The organism is Klebsiella sp. GW_Kp181, from assembly GCF_040062315.1.
In the GTDB taxonomy this organism is placed as follows: domain Bacteria; phylum Pseudomonadota; class Gammaproteobacteria; order Enterobacterales; family Enterobacteriaceae; genus Klebsiella; species Klebsiella oxytoca.
Map to the genome: position 1 here is coordinate 219634 of NZ_JBEAFR010000002.1, position 22306 is coordinate 241939.

The following is a 22306-nucleotide window of genomic DNA, read 5'->3' on the forward strand; positions in this document are numbered from 1 at the left end:
GCCTGCGATGAGCCATTATCTTCTGCGGCGAACCGGCCAGGGTTTACTGGTGCTATGGGCGGCATTTACCCTCTCCTTCATCCTTTTACAGGTGCTGCCCGGCGATGCGGTACTGATCAAGTTTCAGAATCCGGATCTGGGGCTCAGCCCTGAGCAGATCGCCGAAATGCGCCTCGCCTGGGGGGCCGATAGCCCGGTGTGGAAGCAGTATCTCCACACCCTCTTCGCCATGCTGCGCGGGGATTTTGGTTATTCGCTGCAGGCCGGACTGCCGGTGAGCGCGCTGATCGCCAGCAATCTGCCGCAGACACTAAGCCTCGCGCTCCCCGCCTTTGCGCTGGCGGTGGCGCTGGCTTTTACCCTCGCCTTCGCCTCACGGCTGCCGGGTCTGCGCTGGCTAAGCAATACGCTGCAATCGCTGCCGGTGCTGTTTATCTCCCTGCCGACGTTCTGGCTCGCTATCGCCCTGATACAGCTTTTCTCCTTTCAGCTGCGCTGGATACCGGTGATCAATCCGGGACCGATTGAGGGACTCATTCTGCCCGTCGTCGCCGTCGCGGTACCGATTTCCGCTCCGCTGGCGCAGATTCTGATGCGCAGTCTGGATCAGGTCGCCGCGCTGCCGTTTGTGGCCGTTGCTCGTGCTAAAGGCATGAGCGAGACCGGCGTGCTGTGGCGGCACGTTACCGGCAATGCCCTACTACCGGTGCTCAATATGGCCGGGCTGCTGCTAGGGGAACTGATCGCCGGAGCTCTGATTACTGAAACCGTGTTTGGCCGCGGCGGGCTGGGTCTGCTGACGCAGCAGGCGGTCAATAATCAGGATATCGCGGTACTGCAGGCGGTGGTGATGATCTCAGCCCTTGGTTTTATCCTGATTAATCTGCTGGTCGACCTGCTGATGCCGCTGCTCGACCCGCGCCTGAAAACCGCTGAAGGAGGTGCGCTATGAGTCTGGTTGATTACGCAATCGCCGCCCGCCGCCGCTCGCCAGACTGGCGCACGCTACGCTTCCAGCCCGGCCTGCTGCTGGCCTGGGCAATTATGATCGTTGCTGCGCTGATGGCCGTTGTCCCGCAGCTGTTTACCGCTTATAACCCGTTGGAAGGTTTCCCCGGCGCCCAGCGCCTGGCCCCCCAGGCGGGTCACTGGCTGGGCACCGACCAGCTTGGTCGCGATCTGTGGAGTCGAATCGTCTATGGCGCTGCCCATTCGCTCTCCGCTGCGCTGGCGGCAGTGGCGATTGGCCTGATCATCGGAACCGCGCTGGGTACGCTGGCCGGCGCGCTGGCGGGACGCGTGGAGTCGATCGTCATGCGGCTGGTCGACGTACTGCTGGCGATTCCATCCCTGTTGCTGTCCCTAACGGTCATTATTCTGCTCGGCTTCGGCACCCTCAACGCCGCCGTCGCGGTCGGGGTGGCGGCAATAGCCAGCTTTGCCCGCCTGGCGCGCGCGGAAGTCGTACGCGTACGGCGCAGCGATTACGTCGAAGCGGCCTACGGCAGCGGCGGCACCTTTTTTGCCGTCTTCTGGCGGCATATTTTACCCAACTCGCTCACCGCGGTACTGGCCTTCGCCACGCTCCAGTTCGGCCAGGCCGTTCTGGCGCTCTCAACCCTGAGTTTTCTCGGCTACGGCACGCCGCCGCCGGTACCAGAGTGGGGATTACTGATCGCCGAAGGCCGTAACTACCTCTCCACCGCCTGGTGGCTAACGACCCTTCCCGGTATGGCGGTGATTGCGGTCGTGCTTGCCGCCAACCGTATTAGCCGACAATTTAGCGGAGAACGCCGATGAATGTTTTAACCGTAGAAAACCTACGCATCAGCTATCGTTCGCAGAGTGAATGGCGTGAAGTCGTGCATAACGTCAGTTTTCAGGTAAAACGCGGCGAAATGCTGGCGTTCGTCGGCGAATCCGGCTCGGGCAAAACCACTACCGCCCAGGCGATAATGGGTCTGCTGGCGGAGAATGCCCGGCGCGACAGCGGGCGCATCAGTATTAACGGCGAAGATATTAGCGGCTGGTCAGATAAACGCCTCGACGGCCTGCGCGGCGCGCGAATTAGCCTGGTGCCCCAGGATCCAGGCAACTCCCTCAATCCGGTGAAAACCATCGGCGCGCAGGTAGGTGAAATTCTGCGCCTCCATCAGAAACGCAGCGCCGCGGAACGTAAAACGCAGGTACTGGCGCTGCTGGCGAAGGTTGGACTGAGCCACCCGGAGCAGCGCTTCGATCAATATCCGCACCAGCTTTCAGGCGGCATGAAGCAGCGAGTGCTGATTGCCATCGCCATCGCTCTGAAACCGGATTTAATCATTGCTGATGAGCCAACCAGCGCCCTTGACGTGACGGTACAGAAGCGGATCCTCGATCTGCTGGATACCCTGCGCCGGGAATCCGGCACGGCGGTGCTGTTCGTCACTCACGATCTGGCGCTGGCAGCCGAGCGTGCCGACCGCCTGCTGGTCTTTCGTCATGGCGAAATTCAGGAGCAAGGCGCGACCCGCGATGTGGTACGGACGCCGCAGCATGCCTATACTCGCCAGCTGCTCAGCGATCTTCACGGCCCGACGCTGACCATGGCTCCCTCCGGCGGTCGCGTACTGGCTACGCCGGCGATTCGCGTCGACGACATCAGCAAGCGCTTCTCATTAGGCCGGGCGCATTTGCAGGCGCTGGACGCCGTGAGTTTTGAGGTTAAGCGCGGCTGCACGCACGCGCTGGTTGGTGAGTCCGGTTCTGGCAAAACGACACTTGCGCGGATCCTGCTGGGATTCGAAAAGGCGGATAGCGGCCAGATTGCCATCGATGGTATTGATGCCGGGCATCTCAGTCGGGAGGCGCTCCGCCAGCTACGGCGTAAAATTCAGTTTGTCTATCAGAACCCCTTTGCCTCTCTTGATCCACGGCAAACGCTGTTTGAAATCATTGAAGAGCCGTTAAAGAACTTCGACCGCTTCAGCGCCGGAATACGACGCCAGCGCGTCGAAACGGTCGCCGCTCGCGTGGCGCTCGCTCCGGAGCTGCTGTCGCGAACCGCCCGTGAGCTATCCGGCGGGCAGCGGCAGCGGGTGGCTATCGCCCGCGCCCTAATCCTTGAACCGACGATCCTTGTCCTCGATGAAGCGACTTCGGCGCTGGACGTTACCGTCCAGGCGCAAATTCTCGCCTTGCTGCAGCAGCTGCAGCAACAGCTGGGATTGACCTATCTGTTTATCACCCACGATTTGGCGACGGTTCGCCGTATCGCCCACAGCGTGACGGTACTGCGGGCGGGCCAGGTTATTGAACATGGCGATGTCGGCCGACTGTTCAGCGCTCCGCAGCATGAGTATACCCGCGAGCTTATTGCCGCTATTCCCCACTTTTCCCCCTCGAACAAGGAGGTCGCATGACGCGTAAACGACTGGGTTTTTTCACTCGCCTGCTGGACCACGTCGCGCCAGGTGAGCGCTATCGGCTGGCTACCGAACAAATTCGCCACGCCGAACGACTGGGTTTTGACAGCGCCTGGGTCGCTCAGCACCATTTTCATGAGCACGAAGGCGGCCTGCCGTCGCCGCTGGTCTTTCTCGCCCACGCGGCAGCGCATACGGAGCGCATTCGCCTGGGAACCGCCATTATCACCCTGCCGATGGAAAACCCGCTGCGGGTTGCCGAGGATGCGGCGGTGCTGGATCTGCTCGCCGATGGACGACTGGAGGTGGGCTTCGGGTCTGGCGGCACGCCGACCTCGTTTTTACCCTTTGGATTGACCATCGACCAGCGCAGCGCAGTCTTTGCCGAACACCTGCATCTGATTCAAAGCGCCTGGCGCGGAGATTCACTTTCGCATCCGGATAATCATCTTTATCCCCAGGCACCGCAGTTGGCGGAGCGTATCTGGATTGCCACCTTTTCCGTTGAGGGCGCGGTGCGCGCGGCTCAGGCCGGACACGGCCTGATGCTTTCGCGTACCCAGCCGCGTCCTTCAGGGCAGCCCACGCTGCCGCTGGACGCTATCCAGAATCCGATTATTGACGCCTATCTCGCCGCGCTGCCGCCGGGCGTCGAGCCACGGATCCTCGCCTCGCGGACGGCCTTTGTCGCCGATAGCCAGCAGTATGCGCTGCAGGTCGCAGAACCCGGTCTGCGCCAGCAGGCGGCCCAGCATCGCGCCGCAGGTCATCATATTATTGGTGACACTGTCACTGATTTTTTGCCGCAGCTTGACGCGCACGTTGGCGACCCGCAGCACGTCGCCGCTTCGCTTGGGCGCGATAGCGTCCTACGGCGGGTAACCGATATTTCGTTCCAGGTGCACTCCGTTGAACCCTCGCACCGCGACACGCTTCGTTCCATTGAACTGATCGCTCAGCATATTGCCCCGCAGATACGATAAGGAGTCACCATGACGCTCAGTCAGGATATATTGGCCGAACTGGCAGAAATTGCCCCCGATTCCGCCTTAGCGGCGGCGAGAGCCGTGCGCGAGGCAGCCACCCATCATGCTCAGGGAAGCTATGAAGCGCTGTTCGGTCAGCAGGATAACGACTTTCCGCTCGACGAACGTTTTGCCGTTGCCGCCAGGGTAGCGAAGCTGCATGAGAGCGATGCGCTGGCCGCCCACTATGCCGGGTTTGGGATTGCCGATCCGACCTCGCCGCGGCTGGTTCCGGCGCAGGCCTTTGCCCGGCTGTTGACCTTCGCGCCGGTAGAAGCCACGCCTTCGGCTCTGGAGGTATTAACCCGCGCCGGATGGAGCCCGCGCGCTATCGTGACGCTGGCCCAGCTGATTGCGTTTGTCAGCTTCCAGAGTCGTCTGCTGAACGGTCTACGCCTGCTCAACGGTAAAAGCGCCCCGGTTGCCGGGACCCCGGTCGTAGCCGGATTCTGGCATACCTCACCGCAAACCCTCAGCGGTAAACGCGCGCCGGTGCGCTTCACCCGCGATGAACTGCACTGGGAACCCTGGCTGGCGGCTAAACCGCTGGCGGAATTTACCCCGGATGAGCAGGCGCTGCTGGCGAAATTCGGCCACAGCGACTCGCCCTACTTCCGCCTGCTGGCGCGCAACCAGCCGGTGCTGGAGCAGCGTACGTTAACCGATAAAGGGATTTTTTATACTCCCGGCGGCCTGCCGCGCGCCGAACGCGAGCTGGCGGCGACGGTAGCGAGTAAAATCAACGGTTGTATTTATTGCGCCTCGGTGCATGCTCGCAAGGCCGCGCAGTTAGCGAAAGATGAAACGGCGGTAGAGACCCTGCTGGCGGTGACCCCGGGAGAGAAGCTGAGCGATGGGCAGACGCCGCGCTGGCAGGCGCTCATTGATTTTGCCGCAGCGATTTCCGTTACCCCTCCCGCCCTGGCCGCGAGCCACCTTGCGGCCGTCGAACAGCAACAGCTGGATACCCTCGCCCAACTGGATCTGCTGCAATCGGCAGCCTTCTTCGCCTGGGCCAACCGGTTAATGCTGACCCTCGGGGAGCCGTGGCAGGATTAGCCGCCTGCGGATTTCGTCAGACAGAACGCTGCTGATAGCGGGCATAAATCAGCAGTGAACTGAGCGCAAGAAACGAAAGCAGCGCGGCCGGTAAGGCAACAGAACGCCAGCCAAGGCCGGCCGTAATCATCATCCCGCCGAACAGCGCCCCGATGGCGCTACCAAGATTAAAGGCGATCTGGCCCCCCGCCGCGCCCAGCATCTCGCCGCCTTTGGCATTTTGCAGCAGCATGATTTGCAGCGGCGCCGACAGGGCAAACAGCGCCGCGCAGCAGATAAACGCCAGGGTTAGTGAGGCGGTTTTATTCTGACCCAGCAGGAACAGGAGTAATAAGGTCAAAACGATAACGCCATCCGTCACGGCGGCAATACGTAACGGACTGTAGCGTGCGGAAACTTTACCGCTAAATAAATTCCCCAGAACCATCCCCAGACCCACCAGCATCATAATCATTATGATGGCGCTTTCACCGAAGCCGGAGACGTTGATCATAAACGGCTTAATATAGCTAAACCACGCGAAGACGCCGGCATTGCCGAACAGGGTGGCGGCAAAAATTAACCACGGCGCAGGCGAGGTTAAAAAATGAAATTGCGAGCGCAAGCGCGTGGTTGATTTATCAAATAACGTCGGCACCCACCAGGCGATGGACACCAGCACCGCGACGTCAAAGACCGCAATCGCCAGGAAGGTATAGCGCCAGCTGAACTGATGGCCAAGCCAGGTTCCTCCCGGTACCCCCAGCAGGTTGGCGACGGTCATCCCGGCGATCATCCCCGCCACCGCTGCGGTAACCTTGCCTGGCGGCGCAATTTTCGACAGAATGATCGCGCCCACGCCAAAGAATGCGCCGTGCGGAAACCCGGAGATGAGGCGCCCCAGCGCCAGCATCGAGTAGCTGGAGGAGAACGTGAAGATGGCGTTGCCGATAATGCATAGCGCTACGAGAAACAGCATCACTGATTTTAGTGAAAAGCGGCTGGAGAATATCGCCATCACCGGCGCGCCGATCACGACGCCGGACGCATAATATGAAATCATGTTGCCTGCGGCAGGAATGGATATGCCGACATCACGGGCAATTTCAGGTAATACCCCCATGATGCCAAATTCCGCCATTCCGAGACCAAAAGTGCCAAGCGCTAACGAAAAAATAGTCTTTTTCATACATCTAATCACTTGTTATGGATTTTACCGGTCGCATTATTATGCATTCTCTGGCGGTAAACCAGTTTAAAACCTTCCGCAACCTGTTTATCCATAAAACAGCGTGATTACTTCATATCGAACGTTCATAAAAACAGCAATCATTAAATCCTGAATTGGCTTAATACCCAATGGGCAACCAATATAACAATGACAACGACAGGCGTGAACCAAACGTCAAAATCGAAAGCCCGGTAAATAAGCCCTGTAAGTACTATTGCGCAGATTAATATTACGTGAGTGCGAATGCCGTCATAAATATCCTTTAAAAAATAGCGAAGCATGGCTTTCATGATTTTATTGCCTCGGGCAGTCAGTCGCCGTTAACGCTTCATCCGCAAGTGAATTAGTGAACCTGCTGATGTTTGATCTTTTTCATCACCTTTGCTGCTTTGTATACCTCACTTAGCGGAGCGAAGTGATGCGATACTCCACAGGCGACGACCAGCGGTAGCGCGAAAATAATGAGCTGCGCAGGATGCCAGGTCCCTTCATGTACCGCTTTCAGGATGCCGATCCCGATAATTAAAAGAACGAATACATGGACAAATATTGCCCTGGGCAAGCGCGATGCCGCTTCGTCAACGGCACAGTATAAAAGCGTCTTATATCTCGCCGTTAACTTGTCGATCTGCTTATCTGTAAAGCCACTTTCATGCATGATTTTTATTAATTTAGCATCTTCCATTTTTTACTCAAATATAACCCGGAATTCCTTGAACCGTATACAGCTTACTCTTTATCGCTGCGTAAAGACAACCCACAATATTAATTTCAGTAATTTTCTTTTCTGTGGAAGCCGCCGCGCAAAATACGCAAGAATCCGCCTGAATGATAGCGTTTTTTATAGAGACAACGGATAATGACGTTAATAGCGCTACGTTGAAACAGCGACCCAACTGACTTAATGGGAAAAAGGGAAATATCTGTCGTCAGAAAAAGAGAGCCCGTCAGAGCGCGCGCCCGGGCATAAATAGATGAGACAATGTTTTCAACGCTGTCAGAGGTGAGCTAATTGATGCCCCTGAGGATATTAACCCCCGTTCCGGCATTAACCGGAACGGGTAATACGTTAAGGCTTACTTCAGCCCTTCGCGATTTTCCCTTTTCGCTTCCAGGCGCTCCACGTCGCGATACCAGCGCGGATGATGCTTCTTCGCCCAGCGTCGGCTCACCTTACCTTCAATCATGCCTTTAATCGATCCTTTAACCCAGAATGCCATATACATATGGATCAGAATCGCATGGATAAGAATAATGGCCGACGTTGCGTGAATCAGCAGACTATAGCGAATAACCTGAATCGGGAAATAGTGGGCAAAATAAGGCCGCCAGATAATCACCCCGGTGACCAGCAGCACAAATATCATGCTCATGATCGTCCAGAACATCATTTTCTGGCCAGCGTTGTATTTCCCTACCCGCGCCACTTTATGCTCATTGCCCTTAAGCACCTCGATAATCCCTTTCAGCCAGGGAATATCCTGTTTGTCGGGAATATTATGGTGGACAAAGCGCACGAACATAAACATCAGGGCCACGAAAATCAGAACCCCGAAGAACGGATGCAGAATACGCCCCATCTGCGGGGTACCGAAGGTTTCGGTCAGCCACTGCAGCGTCGGGAAGAAAAACGAGATCCCCGACAGCGCCACCAGGAAAAAGCAGATGACCACCGTCCAGTGACAGGCGCGGTCAATAAACTTCGTGCGCACAATCATTTTCGATTTACTCATCATGCTCCTCCTCATCGTCATCCGCTTCCTTGTTCGGCCCAATCCCGATGTAGTGATAGATCAGCCCGGCAAAGGTGGCGATAAAGCCAACGGCGGAGAGCGGCTTCAGCGCGCCTTTCCACAGATTTATCGAGGTATCTATCTGCGGCTCCTTCGGCAGGTTATGGTACAGCTCCGGCTGGTCCGCATGATGCAGCACGTACATCACGTGGGTGCCGCCGACGCCAGGCGGGTTATACACCCCGGCATGGGAATAGCCGCGTTTCTTCAGTTTTTCCACACGCTCGTTGGCCACTTCCAGCATCTCTTGCTTGCTGCCGAAGTGAATCGCGCCGGTTGGGCAGGTTTTCACGCAGGCCGGTTCCTGGCCAACGCTGACCCGATCGACGCACAGGGTGCACTTATAGACCCGGTTATCCTCTTTATTGAGGCGCGGGACGTTAAAAGGGCATCCGGCAATGCAGTAGCCGCAGCCGATGCAGTTTTCCTGCTGAAAGTCGACGATGCCGTTTGCGTACTGAATAATCGCTCCGGCGGACGGGCACGCCTTCAGGCAGCCCGGATCCTCACAGTGCATACAGCCGTCTTTGCGAATCAGCCACTCCAGCTTGCCGTTCTGCTCGGTTTCGCTAAAGCGCATTACCGTCCAGGATTTGGCGCTCAGATCGGCGGGATTGTCGTAAACCCCGACGCAGTGCCCGACTTCATCGCGGATATCGTTCCACTCGGAACAGGCCACCTGGCAGGCTTTGCAGCCTACGCAGGAGGAGACATCAATCAGCTTTGCCACTTCCGCCTTAAAATCCCGCGCGCGCGGCGCGGGGGTGATCGGATTGGTGGCGGAGCGTTTAATGATGTCCTGGGTTTCCATCGCCATTGCTTCGCTCCTTACGCTTTCTCGATGTTGACCAGAAACGCCTTATACTCCGGCGTCTGCGAGTTGGAATCCCCGACGTTCGGCGTCAGGGTATTGGCGATGTAACCTTTGCGGGCCACTCCTTCAAAACCCCAGTGCAGCGGAATACCGACGGTTTCCACCTGCTGACCGTTGACGTTGAGCGTTTGCAGACGACGCGTCACCACCGCCACCGCGCGAATAAAGCCGCGCATGCTGCTGACCGTCACCCGATCGCCATTGGCGATCCCTTTCGCTTTCGCCAGGCCTTCGCTGATTTCGACAAACTGCTCCGGCTGCGCAATCGCATTGAGCCGCGCATGCTTGGTCCAGGTATGAAAATGCTCGGTCAGACGATAGGTGGTGCCGACGTACGGGAATTTGTCCTTCTTACCTAAACGCAGGGCATCTTCTTCATACAGACGTACCACCGGGCTGGAGACCACGCTCGGGTGCAGCGGATTGGTGCCAAGCGGCGTTTCCATCGGTTCGTAGTGTTCCGGGAACGGACCTTCCGCCAGCTTATTCAGGGCAAACAGACGCCCCAGACCTTCCGGCTGCATAATAAACGGCCCGGTTTTGCTGCCCGGAGGCGCGGTATTGAAGTCCGGAATATCGTTGCCAACCCACTTGCTACCGTTCCACTGGATCAGCATTCGCTTCGCATCCCACGGCTTGCCGTTCATATCCGCCGACGCGCGGTTGTACAGCACCCGCCGGTTGAGCGGCCACGCCCATGCCCAGCCGAGCGTATTGCCAAGACCTGACGGGTCGGCGTTATCGCGGTTAGCCATCTGATTGCCCTGCTCGGTCCAGCTGCCGGTATAGATCCAACAAGACGACGCGGTGGTACCGTCATCGCGCAGCAGCGCGAAGCTGTTCAACAGCTGGCCTTTCTTCGCCAGCGGCGCGCCTTTAGCGTCGTAGAGATCCGCCAGCGCGTAGCCGTTGTTCTCTTTCGCGACCTCTTCTGATTCCGGACGATCCGGCTGCTTGTAGTGCCACCCCATCTTCAGCAGCGGCTCGACGCCTCTGCCGCCCTCGGTGCGATACATCTCGCGCAGGCGGTGGTAAATCCCGGCCAGAATTTCGCCGTCGTTGCGCGCTTCGCCCGGCGCGTCCTGGCCCTTCCAGTGCCACTGTAGCCAGCGCCCGGAGTTGGCGATGGAACCATCCTCTTCGGCAAAGCAGGTGGACGGCAGGCGGAAGACCTCGGTCTGAATCGCTGCCGGGTCAACATCGTTCGACTCGCCGTGGTTTTGCCAGAAGGTCGAGGTTTCGGTCACCAGCGGGTCGATAACCACCATGTACTTCAGCTTGCTCAGGCTGCGGACCACCTTGTTTTTGTCCGGGAAGGACGCCACCGGATTGAATCCCTGACAGATATAGCCCGTGACGTTGCCGTTATCCATCATATTGAAATACTTGATAACGTCATAAGCCTGGTCCCATTTCGGCAGCCAGTGGAAGCCCCAGTCGTTCTCTTTTTGCGCCGCGTCGCCATAGAAAGATTTCATCAGGCTGACGAAGAACTTCGGGTAGTTGCTCCAGTAGTTCACCTGTTCGGGCAGCGTCGCCTTCGGCGTATTGGCAGCGAGATAGCTTTGCAGATCAACCTGCTGTTCCGACGGCAGCGTCAGGTAGCCCGGCAGGCTGGTCGAAAGCAGGCCTAAATCGGTTAACCCCTGGATATTGGAGTGCCCGCGCAGCGCGTTGACCCCGCCTCCCGCCATCCCCATATTGCCGAGCAGCAGCTGAATCATCGCCATGGTGCGGATGTTCTGCGCGCCGACGGTATGCTGCGTCCAGCCCAGCGCATAGAGGAAAGTGGTGGTCCGGTCCGCCGCGCTGGTTGAGGCCAGCACTTCGCACACTTTCAGGAAGTCCGCTTTTGGCGTACCGCAGATGTTCTCCACCACCTCCGGCGTATAGCGCGAAACGTGCTGCTTCAGCAGGTTCCATACGCAGCGCGGATGCTGCAGCGTTTCATCACGCATCGCGAAGCCATTTTCGTCGAACTGATAGTTCCACGAAGACTTATCGTACTGACGCTTTTCGGCATCGTAGCCGCTGAACAGGCCATCTTCGAAGGCAAAATCGTCGCGCACCAGCAGATTGGCGTTGGTATAGTGTTTAACGTACTCGGCATTGACTTTGTTATTTTCGATCAGGTACAGCAGCACGCCCGACAGGAAGGTAATGTCGGTACCGGAACGGATCGGCGCATAAATATCGGCCACCGACGCCGTACGCGTAAAGCGCGGGTCAACGACAATCAGCGTCGCATCATTGTTGTTTTTTGCCTCCATCGCCCAGCGGAATCCCACCGGATGGGCTTCGGCGGCGTTACCGCCCATTACCACCACGACATTGGCGTTTTTAATATCAACCCAGTGGTTGGTCATCGCACCGCGACCAAATGTTGGAGCAAGACTTGCTACCGTTGGTCCGTGTCAGACGCGCGCCTGGTTATCTACCGCCAGCATGCCGAGCGAGCGCACGAATTTTTGCGTTAGCATGCCGGTCTCATTGCTGGCCGCCGACGCGCACAGCATCCCGGTGGACAGCCAGCGGTTAACCGTCACGCCCTGCTCGTTTTTCTCAATAAAGTTGGCATCACGGTCGGCTTTCATCAATTTAGCGATACGGGTAAATGCTTCATCCCAGGAGATGCGCTGCCATTTATCCGAACCCGGCGCGCGGTATTGCGGATAGCGCAGACGGTTGTCGCTATGGACATAGTCCAGCAGCCCTGCGCCTTTCGGGCACAGCGCGCCGCGGCTCACCGGATGGTCCGGATCCCCTTCAATGTGATAAATCGCTTCTTTCGCGTTTTTCGCGCCGTCGCCCAGGCTATACATTAATAGCCCGCAGCCCACGGAGCAGTATGTGCAGGTGTTGCGGATCTCTTTGGCGCGCAGCAACTTGTAATTACGCGCCTGAGCCAGGGCCATTTTGGGCGCAAAACCCAATGCAGCGGCTGTTGTTCCGGCCATACCGCCTGCGCAGATTTTAAAAAACTTTCTGCGGCTGACGTCCATTGTTCCCCTCCATGCGGGATGTCTATTCATTGCGGGAGTGGAAATTAACAGCAATAACCCTGTTTTATTTGCGTCAAATCAATGTCCTGACCCCATGCCCCCTTAATAGTCAGCCGCGCCGAATTTCATTACTCCATTAGGATTAAGCGCTGTGGAAAATATCCCCCGAGGGCGAAAAAAAAGTGTTATAAAAGCCGACTGCGTTTGAACCAACATCAGGTTAAATATGGAGAAGAAAAAAGCCACGCTAATTGGATTCGCCGCCATCGTCCTCTGGAGCACCATGGTCGGGCTGATTCGTGGCGTAAGCGAAGGGCTTGGTCCGGTAGGCGGCGCGGCGATGATCTACAGCCTGAGCGGCCTTTTGCTCATCTTTACCGTCGGTTTTCCGCAAATACGTCAGATCCCCCGCCCTTATTTGCTGGCAGGCAGCGTGCTGTTTGTCAGTTATGAAATATGCCTCGCGCTGTCGGTAGGATTAGCCGGAACCCGCCAGCAGGCGATTGAAGTGGGCATGGTCAATTATCTGTGGCCCAGCCTGACGATTTTATTTGCCATTGTCTTTAACAATCAAAAAAGCAACTGGCTGGTTATCCCAGGGTTATTGCTGGCTTTATTCGGCGTCACCTGGGTATTAGGCGGTGAGCATGGCCTGAACATTGACGAAATTATCAGCAACGTGGTTTCCAGCCCGCTGAGCTATATTCTGGCGTTCGTCGGCGCATTTATCTGGGCGGCCTACTGCACGGTCACCGCTAAATATGCACAAGGCAAAAACGGCATCACTCTGTTTGTTCTGCTTACCGCCCTGACCCTGTGGCTAAAGTTTCTGTTCAGCGAACAGCCGCCCATGGTCTTTAGCTGGCCGGTAATAGTCAAACTGATCGCGCTGTCCATTGCCCTGGGCCTGGGCTATGCGGCGTGGAACGTCGGCATCCTGCACGGCAACGTCAGCCTGTTAGCCGCCGCCTCCTACTTTACGCCGGTGCTCTCCTCCGCGCTGGCGGCGGTACTGCTCAGCGCCGCGCTCTCGTGGTCGTTCTGGCAGGGCGCCGGCATGGTGTGCGCTGGCTCCCTGCTCTGCTGGCAGGCGACCCGGCGCTAACCGAGGTCGCCGCCGGCGACCGGCAGCGTCACGCCGGTGATGTAGCTGGCCTCATCGCTGGCGAGAAACAGGATGGCATTGGCCTGTTCCGCCAGCGTACCGTAGCGATGCATCAGGCTGCTCGCCACCGTCTGATCGACCACCTGCTGATACCACGTCTGCTCCTGCGCCGACGGCAGCTCCTCATTCCGCGGCGTCCGGCGCGCAGGCGCCTCGGTGCCCCCCGGCGCCACGGCGTTAATGCGGATCCCGTTTGCGCTATATTCCAGGGCTAGCGAACGGGTCAACGCATTAACGCCGCCTTTCGCTGCGGAATAAGGCACCCGGTTCACGCCCGCCGTTGCCACCGACGAAATATTAACGATACTGCCCTTGCCCTGCTTCAGCATCCACGGTAGCGCAGCCCGACAGCCCCACAGGGTCGGAAACAGCGAGCGGCGAATCTCCTTCTCTATCTGATCCGGCTGATATTCCGCAAACGGCCGCGCCCAGATGGTGCCGCCGACATTGTTAATCAATACATCCAGGTGGCCAAAATGGGCCACGCCGTTGGCGAATGCCCGCTCGGTACTTTCCCATTGTTCAAGATCGGCTTCCAGCGCCAGCGCCTGGCAACCGGCGGCGTTCAGCGCCGCCGCCAGTTCGTGAACATAGCGAGATCGGTCAATCAATAGCAGCCGCGCACCCTCACGCGCCGCTTGCTCTGCGGTCTGTCGGCCAATCCCCTGCGCGGCGCCGGTAATGGCCACGACTTTATGGTTAAATCGCATCGTTGCTCCTTATGCCGCCGCACTCTGGCTGGCGATGAATTTTTCATACCAGAACCCCGCCGGCGAAATGCCTCTCTCGCGCAGCGCCGTGGATACCGCATTGACCATCGGCGGTGGCCCGCACAGATAGATATCCACATCGCCATCGTTGAGTATTGCGTCATTAAGATGGTCGGTCACAAAACCGCGCTGCGGGCATTGGCTTTGCGCATCGGCAACCACCGGCAGCCAGCGATAAGCGGGAAGCTGGCCGGTAAATGCTTCAAGCGCATCAGTTTTCACCAGGTCGCTGTCGCGGGTCACACCATAGAGCAAGGTGACGGGCCGGGCGCTGCGTTGCATAGCCAGCGTTTGCAGTATCGAGAGCAGCGGCGCTAAGCCGGTGCCACCCGCCAACAGCAACAGCGGACGCTCGCCGCCGCGCAGATAAAAGCTGCCCATCGGGCCGCTTAGCGTCAGACGATCGCCGGGACTGGCCCGCTGCGTCAGCCACTGACTCATCAAGCCGCCGGGCACGTTACGGATCAGAAAGCTCCCCTCACGCGAGCCCGGTAGAGAGCTAAACGAATAGGCGCGCACCTGCGGCGTGCCGGGAACCTGAATATTGATGTACTGACCCGCCAGGAAGTCCAGCGGCTCATCCAGCACGATCGCCAGCTCAATGGCGGTGTCAGACAGGAGATTGACCGCTTTCACCGTCGCCCCCAGGCTTGCCAGCGCGGTCTTGCACTGGGCTGCCGCCGCCGGTACATCAATGACGCAATCGCTGGATGGCACCATCTGACAGGTCAGCACCTGGCGCTCTGCGGCTTCGTCTTCGCTGAGCGCCTCTTCAAGATACTCATCGCCCAGACCATATTCGCCGCTGACGCAGCGGCACTTGCAGGTGCCGCAAACGCCGTCCGAACAATCCATCGGCAGATTAACCTGCTGACGATAGGCGGCATCGAGAACTTTCTCTCCGGCGTGACATTGAATAAAGCGGGTGATGCCGTCTTCAAAATTGAGAGCAATATTAAAGGTCATAAACGCCTCTTAAATGTGGTAAACGTCAATCACCTGACGGATGTAATCGTTATTCAGGCGCACGGTTTTACGGATGATCTGCGGTTTGCCGGCGCTTTCAATCAGCGTGCAGCAGGTAGAGCCAAACCAGGTATCCGTCTGCTGATAGCGATGGCAGTAGGTGACCCAGTTGTAGCGCACCTCCATCACCTGTTCGGTTTCGCCAAGCAGCTCAACGTTGCCGATCATATGAGTGGTGCGCGGTTCCGGCGTGCTGGCCCCTGAGCGTTCCGTTTTGATGCGGTATACCCGGTCTTCGAGGCCATCGCGGTTCGGGTAGTAAATCAGCGAAATTTCGCGCTGAGGGTCGCGGGTAAGCTTGTCGTCATCTCCCCAGGCGGGCATCCAGTACACCACCTGTGGACTGTAGCAGTTCAGCCAATCATCCCACTGGCGATCGTCAAGCAGGCGGGCTTCGTAATAGAGAAACTGGCGAACCTGTTCGAGAGTCAGCATCAGACCACCTCCACGCGTTGCGTGATCGATTGCTCGTAGCGCTGCTGCTCTTTTTCCAGCGCCGCCAGCATCACGTTTTGCCAGTGATGATGGTGGGCGATATACAAAGCTTCATCTTCCGATTTCACCCCGCTTAGCTGCGGCCTGAAGCCCGCCTGAAGGGCGTGTTCGTCAGGGCCGTCGACCCAGTGCAGCGCCCCGCGGCTGAGGTCGCTCCATGCCAGATTCTCACCGAGATAGCCGCGCTGGCAGGCGCTGAACTCTTCCAGATCGTCAGGCGTTCCCATGCCGCTAACGTTGAAGAAATCCTCATACTGGCGAATACGCAGCGCCCGCGCCTGGTCAGATTCGCCCTTCGGCGCGAAGCACCAGATGGTGACTTCGGTTTTATCCACCGCGATGGGGCGTATCACGCGGATCTGCGTCGAAAACTGATCCATCAGATAGACGTTTGGATAGAGGCACAGGTTGCGCGTTTCGTTGACCATCTGCTCGGCGCGGGACTGGCCGAATTCCGCCTGCAGCCGTTCACGATGTTCGTAGATCGGCCGCACTTCCGGGTTCAGCACCCGGGTCCACAACAGCATATGTCCATTGTCAAAGCCGTAACCGCCGCCGACGCTTTTCGACCAGCCGTTTGCGTCTACCGCGTGCGTCCCTTCCGCTTCGTAGTTGCGGCGCGACATGGTGGAAGCGTAGTTCCAGTGGACCACGCTAACGTGATAACCGTCAGCACCGTTTTCCGCCCCCAGCTTCCAGTTGCCTTCATAAACGTAGCTCGATGATCCGTTAAGCACCTCCAGCCCTTCCGGCGCCTGGTCAACGATCAGGTCGATAATTTTGCAGGTTTCGCCCAGGTACGCCTCCAGCGGCTGTACATCGGCATTCAGGCTGCCGAAAAGGAAGCCGCGATACGATTGAAACCTCGGCAGTTTCTTTAAATCGTGGGAGCCTTCATGCTTGAAAGTCTCCGGGTAACCGCCGGTACTTTCATCTTTGGCTTTTAAAAGCTTGCCGTTATTACTGAATGTCCAGCCGTGAAATGGACAGGTAAAGGAACTTTTATTACCGGTTTTACGGCGACACAGCATCGCCCCGCGGTGGGCGCAGCTGTTAATTAGCGCATGCAGTTCATTCTTTTTGTCGCGAGTTATTATTACCGGCTGGCGCCCAAGAGTCAGGGTGTAATAATCCCCAGGCTGCGCAATCTGGCTTTCATGAGCAAGGAACAACCAATTTCCTTCAAAAACATGCTTCATTTCAAAATCAAATAGCTGCGGATCGGTAAATATTGAGCGATGGCAGCGATAAATATGCTTTTCACGATCAACAATTAATGCATTGGTGATTTTATCTTTTAATGTGGTGAACATTTTTTGCATGAGTCGGCCCTCCTGCATAATTCAGGAATAGAAAACTGTGAGGTCGGAATTTCGCTTTATTCTCCGGCCACGACCTGGCCGGAGAAGAGAATTAACGCCGCGCGCTACTCCTGCGCGCGCAGGCGCGTACCGCGGTGTTCTTCATCGGCGTTAAGTGCTTTGCACAGGGTAAAATCAAAGCGCACTTCAGTATGTTCGCCTTCCAGCTCACGCTGCTGAATAAGCTCGCGGTCGCTGACTTTTACCGGATCGGCAATCAGGCCGTCGCGGGTAGCGAACGCGAAATCATCCCACAGGTATTTGTCGCCGTTGAGATTGATTTGGCTGGTCAAATGTTTATGACCCGGCGCGGAAACGAAGAAATGGATATGCGCCGGACGGTTACCGTGACGCCCCAACTGGTCAAGGAGTTTTTGCGTTGGCCCATCCGGCGGGCAACCGTAGCCGGATGGCATAATGCTGCGCACGCTATAGCAGCCATCGGCGCCGGTGCGAATGCGGCGGCGCAGATTATATTCACTCTGGCTTTGATCGAAGAAAGAGTAGTTCCCGAGGGTATTGGCATGCCAGATATCAACGATAGCGTTGGCTATCGGGTGGCCCTGGGTGTCGCGAACCTGGCCATAAAGCCACATCACCTCCCCCGCATCTTTACCATCATCCATGCGGGTATGCCCGTCTGCCAGCGGCGCATTTGCCACGTACAGCGGGCCTTCAATAGTACGAGGAGTGCCGGTTTCCCGCTGCGCTGCGGCATCAATAGCGTCCTGGCGCAGGTCGAGGAAGTGTTCAAGGCCGAGGCCCGCCGCCAGCAGTGCCGCTTCCTGGCGGCCGCCTAATTCATGCAGATAATTCACCGCATGCCAGAACTCTTCTTCAGTGACGTTATAGTCATCAATCAGCGTGCAGATGTTTTCCAGCAGACGGTGAACAATCGTTTTAAAACGTTCGTCGCCGCCGGTTGCATTTAAACCTGCACTTTCACGCAATAAATGTTGCACAGCATCTTGTTGTACGAATGCATTACTCATAATATTTCTCACTTATCGTTGTAGGATATTCGCCGAATAGTTTCGGCGCGAGGTTAGTTATTATTTTTATTAACGGTCGTCTTCGCGAATCGAGGAGAGATGACGACAGAGCGCCTCCACGCGAATTTGCATAAAGGGATATAACGGTAGAGCCATTAAAATTTGATGCAGCTCTTCAGCATCTTTTACATCGAAAATACTGACATTGGCGTAAAGTCCGGCGACGCGCCAGATATGTCGCCATTTACCTTCACGCTGAAGTTGTTGTGAATATTTTTTTTCTCGCTGCTTAATTTCCTCAATTTCGTCGGCAGGAAACCCCAGCGGAATATTCACGGTCATATCGACTTTAAATAGCATAAAAATCCTCCATTATCCTTTGCGTCTATAGAAGCGCAGTTTGTCTTCATCCAGTTCAGCGCCAAGACCCGGCGTTTGCGGTAGCGTCACTTCGCCTTCGGCGAACGTTAGCGGCACGCTGACAATATCGTCCTTCAGCAATAACGGGCCAAACATCTCGCTGCCCCACTGTAGGGGGAGCGTCGACCAGGCGTGCAGCGAGGCCAGGGTGCCAACGGTCCCCTCAAGCATCGTGCCGCCGTAAAGCCCAATTCCCGCAGCTTGCGCCACCTTCGCCAGCGCCAGCACGCTGTTTGGCCCACCCGCTTTGGCAATCTTCAGCGCATAGGCCCCGCTGAATCCCTGCTGTGCCAGGCGATAGCCTTCGTAATGGGTCGCTACCGCTTCATCGGCCAGAATAGCCGTGCCGATGTGATGGCTGAGGCGCACCAGCGTAGTGTTATCCTGAGCGCTAACTGGCTGTTCAATCAAATCGACCCCCATCGCCGCCAGCTCGCGGCAGCCCTTTGCCGCGACGGTGGCTTCCCACGCCTGATTCACGTCGACGCGGATGCTGGCCCGATCGCCCAGGGCTTCAACAATCGCGCGGGTATGGCGCAGGTCAGTCGCCAGCTCGCGCGCGCCGATTTTTAGCTTAAAGGCCCGATGGCGACGCTCCGCGAGTAACCTTTCCCCCTCGGCAATATCTTTCTCGGTGTCGCCGCTCGCCAGCGTCCAGAGAACCGGCAGCGAGGTCGTCAGCGCGCCACCAAGCAGCGCGGAAACCGGCAGGCCAAGCGCCTTTCCCTGCGCATCCAGCAGCGCGGTTTCGATCGCCGATTTGGCAAAGGTGTTGCCTTTAACCGCGCCGTTCATTCGCGCGGTCAGGGAATTGAGATTATCGGCAGGCTGGCCCTTCAGCAGCGGCATCAGGTAATGGTTAATTGCCGAAACGATAGCTTCCGGGCTCTCCACGCCGTAGCTCAATCCACCGATGGTGGTGGCTTCGCCAATACCGCAAATCCCGTCCGAACGGGTGATGCGGACGATCGCCAGCGTCTGACAGCCCATCGTGGTCATGGAGAGTTTGTGCGGTCGAATGGTCGGGATATCCACCAGCCAGCTTTCAATACGTTCAATGGTCGCGGTCATCTTTTTTTCCTGGTGATGAAATACATAACTTTTCATACCCCTGTTCATAACGTGGGGTAACGATTCTGTTGACAATAGGTCTGCACGGTCGGAACGGTCAACGGCGATAATCGAAATGTTGTGCGATTATCGACGCGGTTGTTAAATTGGGGTTAATAATGTGACCGACATGGTAAAAACAGTACAAGGAATCGCCGCGTTTTTCACCCGCGATATAGTGATGCCCCATGAACCTTTATCTTCAGTAAAAGAGGGGTGTATGAGCGAAAAAAAACCAGATACTCTCAGCGTCCGCCAGTCTGAACACGACCCTAACTTTATGCTGTCCCTGGCGCGCGGGCTGGAAGTCCTTAACGCGTTTACCCCGCAGCGGCAGCGCCTGACCATTTCCCAGCTTAGCCAAAAAACGCAGATCTCCCGCGCGGCTGTGCGCCGCTGCCTCTATACCCTCGCCGCGCTGGGAATGGTGCATAGCCCGGATGGCCGCAGCTATGAGCTACTCCCCCGCGTGCTGGCGGTGGGTCACGCTTACCTGGCCGGAACGCCGCTGGCGAAAGTCGCGCAGAGCGCCCTGGATAATCTGGGTAAAAACCTCGGAGAATCCTGCTCCGCCGCCACGCTGGACGGCGATATCGTCCTGTATATTGCCAGAGCGGCGGTGAATAACCTGCTCAGCGTAGATATTGGCCGCGGTAGCCGTCTGCCTGCGTGGGCCACGTCGATGGGACGCGTGCTGCTTAGCGCGTTGCCGGAAGAACAGCTTGAAGTGACATTGTCACGAGCCAGCTTGATCCGCTATACCCCGTATACGCTATGCGATCTGCCGGGTTTACGGCAGGAAATCGCCAGAGTGCGTATGCAGGGCTACGCGCTCGCTGACCGGCAAATTGAGGTGGGATTATGTTCGCTGGCGGTACCGCTGCTTTCCCGCAGCGGTCAGGTGGTGGCGGCGCTTAACGTTGGCGTTCCGGCAGGCTATACCAACGCCGCCGCGCTGAAGGAGAAAGCCCTCGCCCCGCTACGGCGGGCGGCGATGGCGCTTTCTCTTCAGCTGTAAGGGTTAATTCAGCTCCGGCGCCCTGGCCAGACTGCGCCAGATACCAGCCGCCAGCAGCAGAAGCAGGACACCGGCCGTCGCCAGCACGATACTGTGCGAATGAATAAACGCTGCCTTCGCCGCTTCGAGCAGGTTTTGCGCTGGAATAGCCGGCATCGACTGCGCCAGCTTAATCGCCTCGCTGATGGAGGAGGACGCCTGCTCCGCCGCTGCGCCGTCAACGCCCGACGGCAAAACAATCGATGAGGTGTAGCTGCGGGTCAATATCAGACCGAACAGGGCGATGCCCAGACCAGCCCCCAGCTCGTAGGCCATAGTTTCGATGGCCCCCGCCGCCGCCGCTTTCTCCTTCGGCGCTGCGGCCATAATGGCAGAGCTGGAAGCCAGCAGCGCGCTGGCGACGCTAAAGCCCAGCAGCGTCATCAGTCCCCAGGCCAACCACTGCTGGGTGCTGAAATCGGTCATCGACAGGCCGAGGAAGCTCAGCGCGCTGAGCAGCATTCCCCCGGTTGCCACCTCGCGCAGCCCCAGGCGCGAAACCAACATGCCGGCAATCGGCCCGCTAAAACCGCTGGCCACCATCACCGGCAGCATAAACAGCCCGGCCTCAAATGGCGTTTTGCTATGCACGAACTGCAGCTCCTGCGCCATCAGAAGTTCAAAGCCCACCAGCGTGATCAGCGCCGTCATCGCCATCATCACACCGCTTAAAATAATGCGATGGGTAAACAGTCGCATATCGACCATGGGCCGCGTCGCCATAAGCTGCTTGCGCACGAACCAGAACAGCATACCGGCGCCAGCAACCGCCACCAGCCCGGTTAACCACAGCGCCATTTGCCCTTTAAGCGCCGTTTTAGCGCTGAATACCAGCATCAATATGGCGGCGATGAGGATTAGCGCCTGGAATAGATTCAGCGGCTGTTCCCGTCGTGCGGGCTGACGCGGCACCACTTTGGCGTTAATCGCTATCACCAGCAGCACGATCGGCACGTTGATCAGGAAAACCGAGCCCCAGTAAAAATGTTCCAGCAGCATGCCGCCGATCAGTGGGCCAAAGGCCGCCCCGCCGGAACCCACCGCCGCCCACAGGCCAAGGGCCATATTACGCTGTTGCGCTAGCGCAAAAGTGCTGCGAATACCGGCGAGCGTCGCCGGGACGATCATCGCTGCCCCTACCGCCAGTAGCGCGCGGGACGCAATCAGCGTTTCGGCCGTCGGCGAAAACGCCGCCGCCAGCGAGGCGGCGCCAAAAATAGCGCTGCCGAGCAGTAGCAGGCGTTTAAAGCCTATTTTATCGCCCAGCGCGCCCATCGGCAGCACCATGCCGGCCATCACCAACGAGTAAATATCAATAATCCACAATAGCTCATTGCCGCTGGTCCCCAGCGCTACGCTAAGCGTTGGCGCGGCCACGTGCAGAACGGTGGCATCAATCGCCACCGGAATATAAACCAGCAAAATCGCCATCAGCGTCAACCATTGCCGAGACATACTACCTTTCCTCAAAGTTGAAAATTGGACAAGCGTCCAGGACGGCGATCCTGCCCCAATGTTGAACAAGTGTCCAACTTTTTGTTAC

At 57.5% G+C, this 22306-nt stretch carries 20 protein-coding genes; 7 read left to right on the forward strand and 13 right to left on the reverse strand.

Annotation, left to right across the window (positions count from 1 at the left end; genetic code table 11):
* The first annotated feature begins 7 nt into the window (after positions 1-7).
* The 5 genes from ABLV11_RS02600 to ABLV11_RS02620 are packed head-to-tail and all read left to right on the forward strand — an operon-like array spanning position 8 to position 5488.
* Entirely contained in the window at positions 8-952 is a 945-nt protein-coding gene (locus ABLV11_RS02600; protein ID WP_134882709.1) for an ABC transporter permease, read from the forward strand.
* Complete coding sequence (locus ABLV11_RS02605; RefSeq protein ID WP_004101938.1) at positions 949-1800, forward strand: ABC transporter permease; 852 nt, start codon at positions 949-951, stop codon at positions 1798-1800. The genes ABLV11_RS02600 and ABLV11_RS02605 overlap by 4 nt, the downstream gene beginning before the upstream one ends.
* Positions 1797-3401: an ABC transporter ATP-binding protein gene (locus tag ABLV11_RS02610; RefSeq protein WP_348855153.1), complete on the forward strand. Its 1605-nt coding sequence runs from the start codon at positions 1797-1799 to the stop codon at positions 3399-3401. The genes ABLV11_RS02605 and ABLV11_RS02610 overlap by 4 nt, the downstream gene beginning before the upstream one ends.
* Complete coding sequence (locus ABLV11_RS02615) at positions 3398-4387, forward strand: putative FMN-dependent luciferase-like monooxygenase (protein WP_016807814.1); 990 nt, start codon at positions 3398-3400, stop codon at positions 4385-4387. Before ABLV11_RS02610 ends, ABLV11_RS02615 begins: the two co-directional genes overlap by 4 nt.
* A gap of 9 nt (positions 4388-4396) precedes the next feature.
* Entirely contained in the window at positions 4397-5488 is a 1092-nt protein-coding gene (locus ABLV11_RS02620) for an alkylhydroperoxidase domain protein (protein ID WP_126489099.1), read from the forward strand.
* A gap of 16 nt (positions 5489-5504) precedes the next feature.
* Here the strand turns inward: ABLV11_RS02620 and araJ are convergent, their stop codons facing one another.
* The 5 genes from araJ to fdnG form a co-directional block, all read right to left on the reverse strand.
* Complete coding sequence (araJ, locus tag ABLV11_RS02625) at positions 5505-6656, reverse strand: MFS transporter AraJ (protein WP_126489098.1); 1152 nt, start codon at positions 6654-6656, stop codon at positions 5505-5507.
* Positions 6657-7041: 385 nt separating this feature from the next.
* On the reverse strand, positions 7042-7383 hold the full coding sequence (locus tag ABLV11_RS02630; protein WP_004112879.1) for a hypothetical protein: 342 nt from the start codon (positions 7381-7383) through the stop codon (positions 7042-7044).
* Between the two features lie 391 nt (positions 7384-7774).
* Positions 7775-8431 (reverse strand): formate dehydrogenase-N subunit gamma, encoded by a 657-nt coding sequence (gene fdnI / locus ABLV11_RS02635; protein WP_004101923.1) that lies wholly within the window; start codon positions 8429-8431, stop codon positions 7775-7777.
* Positions 8424-9308, reverse strand: a complete 885-nt coding sequence (gene fdxH, locus ABLV11_RS02640; protein ID WP_004101920.1) for a formate dehydrogenase subunit beta — start codon at positions 9306-9308, stop codon at positions 8424-8426. The genes fdnI and fdxH overlap by 8 nt, the downstream gene beginning before the upstream one ends.
* A gap of 11 nt (positions 9309-9319) precedes the next feature.
* Positions 9320-12367, reverse strand: a complete 3048-nt coding sequence (fdnG, locus tag ABLV11_RS02645; protein ID WP_348855156.1) for a formate dehydrogenase-N subunit alpha — start codon at positions 12365-12367, stop codon at positions 9320-9322.
* A gap of 226 nt (positions 12368-12593) precedes the next feature.
* Between fdnG and yddG the strand changes: the two genes are divergently transcribed.
* The gene (gene yddG / locus ABLV11_RS02650; RefSeq protein WP_064372073.1) at positions 12594-13472 is read left to right on the forward strand and encodes an aromatic amino acid DMT transporter YddG; all 879 of its coding nucleotides are present in this window, start codon (positions 12594-12596) and stop codon (positions 13470-13472) included.
* Here the strand turns inward: yddG and benD are convergent.
* The 7 genes from benD to ABLV11_RS02685 all read right to left on the reverse strand — a co-directional run bounded on the left by benD (position 13469) and on the right by ABLV11_RS02685 (position 19715).
* Entirely contained in the window at positions 13469-14242 is a 774-nt protein-coding gene (benD, locus tag ABLV11_RS02655) for a benzoate diol dehydrogenase BenD (protein ID WP_004101916.1), read from the reverse strand. The two genes, yddG and benD, sit on opposite strands and share 4 nt — an antisense overlap.
* 9 nt (positions 14243-14251) lie before the next feature.
* Positions 14252-15268, reverse strand: coding sequence for a benzoate 1,2-dioxygenase electron transfer component BenC (benC, locus tag ABLV11_RS02660; RefSeq protein WP_224329695.1), 1017 nt, complete (start codon positions 15266-15268; stop codon positions 14252-14254).
* Positions 15269-15277: 9 nt separating this feature from the next.
* Entirely contained in the window at positions 15278-15763 is a 486-nt protein-coding gene (gene benB / locus ABLV11_RS02665; RefSeq protein ID WP_348855157.1) for a benzoate 1,2-dioxygenase small subunit, read from the reverse strand.
* A complete protein-coding gene (locus ABLV11_RS02670) occupies positions 15763-17145 on the reverse strand; it encodes a Rieske 2Fe-2S domain-containing protein (RefSeq protein WP_348855158.1) in 1383 nt (460 codons plus the stop codon). The genes benB and ABLV11_RS02670 overlap by 1 nt, the downstream gene beginning before the upstream one ends.
* A gap of 104 nt (positions 17146-17249) precedes the next feature.
* Positions 17250-18176, reverse strand: a complete 927-nt coding sequence (gene catA, locus ABLV11_RS02675) for a catechol 1,2-dioxygenase (protein WP_004112858.1) — start codon at positions 18174-18176, stop codon at positions 17250-17252.
* Between the two features lie 69 nt (positions 18177-18245).
* Entirely contained in the window at positions 18246-18536 is a 291-nt protein-coding gene (catC, locus tag ABLV11_RS02680; RefSeq protein ID WP_348855159.1) for a muconolactone Delta-isomerase, read from the reverse strand.
* Between the two features lie 12 nt (positions 18537-18548).
* A complete protein-coding gene (locus ABLV11_RS02685; protein WP_181879911.1) occupies positions 18549-19715 on the reverse strand; it encodes a muconate cycloisomerase family protein in 1167 nt (388 codons plus the stop codon).
* Between the two features lie 121 nt (positions 19716-19836).
* On the opposite strand from ABLV11_RS02685, the gene ABLV11_RS02690 reads away from it, so the two are divergent.
* Positions 19837-20724: an IclR family transcriptional regulator C-terminal domain-containing protein gene (locus ABLV11_RS02690; protein WP_348855161.1), complete on the forward strand. Its 888-nt coding sequence runs from the start codon at positions 19837-19839 to the stop codon at positions 20722-20724.
* A 3-nt stretch (positions 20725-20727) separates the two neighbouring features.
* On the opposite strand, the gene ABLV11_RS02695 is transcribed toward ABLV11_RS02690, so the two are convergent.
* On the reverse strand, positions 20728-22218 hold the full coding sequence (locus tag ABLV11_RS02695; RefSeq protein ID WP_004112851.1) for an MFS transporter: 1491 nt from the start codon (positions 22216-22218) through the stop codon (positions 20728-20730).
* Positions 22219-22306: the final 88 nt, after the last annotated feature.